Source organism: Pseudonocardia bannensis (assembly GCF_012911875.1).
GTDB classification, from domain to species: Bacteria; Actinomycetota; Actinomycetes; order Mycobacteriales; family Pseudonocardiaceae; genus Pseudonocardia; species Pseudonocardia bannensis.
Window position 1 is genome coordinate 1 of record NZ_JAAXKZ010000232.1, and the last position, 3,061, is coordinate 3,061.

Annotated in this window: 3 protein-coding genes; 1 reads left to right on the forward strand and 2 read right to left on the reverse strand. The window is 76.8% G+C overall.

Features of this window, described 5'->3' with window-relative positions; all coding sequences use genetic code 11:
* Nucleotides 1–182: 182 nt before the first annotated feature.
* A complete protein-coding gene (locus HF519_RS29730) occupies nt 183–1,352 on the forward strand; it encodes an alkaline phosphatase family protein (protein ID WP_312860429.1) in 1,170 nt (389 codons plus the stop codon).
* A gap of 127 nt (nt 1,353–1,479) precedes the next feature.
* On the opposite strand, the gene mftE is transcribed toward HF519_RS29730, so the two are convergent.
* Both mftE and HF519_RS29740 read right to left on the reverse strand, forming a co-directional pair.
* Nucleotides 1,480–2,184 (reverse strand): mycofactocin biosynthesis peptidyl-dipeptidase MftE, encoded by a 705-nt coding sequence (gene mftE / locus HF519_RS29735; RefSeq protein WP_169416270.1) that lies wholly within the window; start codon nt 2,182–2,184, stop codon nt 1,480–1,482.
* A gap of 4 nt (nt 2,185–2,188) precedes the next feature.
* The coding region (locus tag HF519_RS29740) for a mycofactocin-associated electron transfer flavoprotein beta subunit (RefSeq protein ID WP_169416271.1) at nt 2,189–3,061 on the reverse strand (873 nt) is incomplete at its 5' end.

Consider the following 3,061-nt stretch of genomic DNA (forward strand, 5'->3'; position numbering starts at 1 on the left):
CCTCCCCGCCGCCCGGCAACCCAGGCCCCCGCATCACCCGGCCTGATCCTCGAGAACGGCGTTTCGGTAGAAAATCCGCGCAGGAGCGACCGTAACGCCGTTCTCGACACGCGAGCCGGGCGTTCGGTTCCGCTCGACGATCAGTGGCGCAGCGGCGCCCGCCGGCGTGGCACGCTCAGCGCGTGCCGCCTGAACCGACCGCCGCCGCGGACGTCCCGGTCCTGCCCCGGTACGGCCATCGCTCCCTGGCCGAGGTGCTGCCGGCCCTGCTCGGTGCACTCGGCGTGCCCGGGGCCGTCACCGGGCCACCGATCCCGCCGGTGCGGGCGGCCTGCCTGCTGCTGGTCGACGGGCTGGGCTCGGACCTGCTGCACCGCTACGCCGCCGACGCCCCGTTCCTCGCCGGGCTGACCGACGCCGGGCCGCTGACGGTCGGCTTCCCGTCCAGCACCTCGATCAGCCTGACCACGCTCGGGACGGGGCTGCCGCCGGGCGCGCACGGCATCGTCGGCATCTCGTTCCGCGCCGGCCACGACGAGCTGCTGGACTCGCTGCGCTGGACCACGCACGGCAACCGGGAGCCGGAGGACCTGCGCGAACGGCTGCCGCCGGAGGACGTGCAGCCGATGCCGACCGCGCTGCAGCGCGCCGCCGCCGACGGCATTCACGTCGCGGTGGTCGCGCCCCGGATCCAGCGTGGCTCCGGGCTGACCCGGGCGGCGCTGCGCGGCGGCCAGTTCCGGGGCGTGCACGCGCTGGGCGACCTCGCCGCCGAGGCGATCAGCGCGCTGACCGGGCCGGGGCGCCGCCTCTGCTACGCCTACCACGCCGACCTCGACACGCTCGGCCACCTGCACGGGCCGGGGTCGGCGCCGTGGCGCTGGCAGCTGCGCCAGATCGACCGGCTGGCCGCGACGATCGCCGAGGAGCTACCCGGCGACGCGGTGCTCGCGGTGACCGGTGATCACGGCATGGTGCAGGTGACCCGCTCCTACGACGCCGACTCCGACGAGCGGCTGCGCGACGGCGTGCGCCTGCTCGGCGGTGACGCGCGGGCACGGCACGTCTACACCCGGCCGGGCGCGGCACCCGACGTGCTCGCCGTCTGGCGCGAGGTCCTCGGCGACGACGCGTGGGTGGTGGCTCGGGACGAGGCGGTGGCCGACGGCTGGTTCGGCCCGCTGGGCGCGCACGTCCCCGAGCGGATCGGCGACGTCGTGGTCGCCCTGCGCGGAACCGCGGCGGTGATCCGGTCGGTGGCCGAGCCGCTGCTGTCGCGACTGCAGGGGCAGCACGGCTCGCTCTCGGCAGAAGAGCAACTGGTCCCGCTCCTGCTGGCCCACAACCCCTGACCCCTCCCCCGCGAGTCGCGGTCATCCCGAGCGCGAGTCGGTGCTTTCGGGGGGCCGAGTCGCGCTCCCGGGACGGCCGACCTGGGCGCGCCCGGGACGGCGCTCCCGGGACGGCCGACCCGCGGGGTCAGGTGAGGCGGCCGTCGGGGCCCGGCTGCCAGCGCTGCAGCGCCGCGACGAGGTCATCGGCCATCCCGTCGAGGAGCATGCGACCCTCCTCCGCCGACGCCCCCGCCGGGTCGCCCAGCACCCCGTTCGGGCTGACGGCGGCGACCCCGCCGGCCCGCAGGGCGGGCAGCAGCTCGCGCAGCGACGCGGTGTTGCCGGCGGCAGCGAGATCCGGTCGAACCTGATCCGGGGCGAGCGCGAGCATGAGCGAGGTCTCGGTGCGCCCGGCGTGCGCGTCACCAGGGACCCCGGGCGCGACGCACGGTGCCCACGCGACGTCGCGACCCTCGTAACGCAGCCGGGCCACGGCGTCCACCACCGTCGCCACGTTGCCGCCGTGGCCGTTGACGAACAGCAGCCGGGCGGCCCACCGGCAGGCCGAGCGGCCGAGCTCGACCAGCAGCAGCCGCAGCGCCTCGTGTCCGATGGAAACGGTGCCGGGAAAGCCCTCGTGCTCGCCGGCCGCGCCGTAGGCCACGGCGGGCGCGACGACGAGCGACGGGTCCCGGTCCAGCACCAGCGCCGCCACCGCGGAAGCGACGGCGACATCGGTGTTCAGCGGCAGGTGCGGTCCGTGCTGCTCGACCGAACCGACCGGCACGACCAGAGTCCGCCGCGCGGTCCCGCCCAGCTCGGGCGAGGTCAGATCTTCGAGGAGGGGCAACGGATCACTCGTCGGCCAGGTAGCCGTGCCGGCGCAGGTAACCGAGCAGCTCGTCGGCCGCCTGCGCGGGCGAGGCCGGCCGGATCACCCGCGGCGGGGTGCGCTCCACCAGCGCCCCGGTCAGTGCGAGCAGCCGCTGCCGCGGGTCGGTGGCCTCCGGCGACGGCAGGACCCGCGGCCGCGGCCGATAGGCTCGCGCCGGGCCGAACTGCACCCGGCCGTCGTGGGCGACCACGACCTGGGCGACCGGAACCGGTGCCCCGCGGGCGGCCAGCGTGGCCGGCAGCGACGCCCGGCGCAGCCGCACGGTCGCCGGCTCCACCGAGCACACCGCGGGCAGCGGGACGGCCAGGAGTTCGCGTCGCCCGCCGTCCAGCCGCCGCACGGCGCGCAGACCGTTTCCTTCGCGCGAGAGCCCCAGCAGCCCGAGTGCCTGCACCGCGCCCAGTTCCTCGGCCAGGTGCGCCGGGGTGCTGCCCGTCCCGCGGTCGGCGGAATGGTCACCGCACAGCACCAGTTCGGGGCGGCCGAACGCCGTCGTGATCGCGTCGGCCAGCGCGCGGGCGACGCCGGCACCGTCGTCGGCGGCCACGGCGACGGGGTCGTCGCGGTGCAGGTCCACGCGCAGCACCGCGTGGGCACCGACGGCCAGCGCGTCGCGCAGCATCGCGTCGGCCGCGGGTGGCCCGGCCGTGACGGCGACGGCCCGGCCGTCCACCTCGGCCGCCAGTCGCAGCGCGTAATCCAGCGCCGTGCGGTCGGCCTGACCGGGGCCGCAACTGCGCACGTCGATCCGCACGTGACCGGTGAGGGGGTCGACGTGCGCGCGGTCGTCGACGAACCGCAGCGCGGCGACGATCAGCGGGCCCCGCCCTCC